The 245-nt window shown below is 42.0% G+C and carries 1 pseudogene; it reads left to right on the plus strand.

The features are described 5' to 3' along the window. Window positions 1–118, plus strand: a pseudogene (locus ACTHS4_RS12365) (SAM-dependent methyltransferase); the annotation flags it as partial. Window positions 119–245 lie beyond the last annotated feature (127 nt).

Below are 245 nucleotides of genomic sequence, written 5' to 3' on the forward strand. Positions count from 1 at the left end.
GGACTTGACCTTGCCGACACAGGAAATCATCAGTCAGACGATTGCGCAGTGGCGAAAAAGAAAAGAAATGCCGAATTTGAAAAAACGTCCGACTATTTTTGTACTTCATGCTGCTTAAAACTGGATTGGGTTCAATTTCAAACTGTATTTGAGGAAATAAAAAAAGGCCGTCTGAACAACAGACGGCCTTTGTGTTGCCTAAGCTTTTATCAAGAAACGACTTCGCCTTGGGCGCGTTGTTTTTC

The organism is Neisseria sp. P0014.S009, assembly GCF_051958155.1.
In the GTDB taxonomy this organism is placed as follows: Bacteria; Pseudomonadota; Gammaproteobacteria; order Burkholderiales; family Neisseriaceae; genus Neisseria; species Neisseria flavescens_C.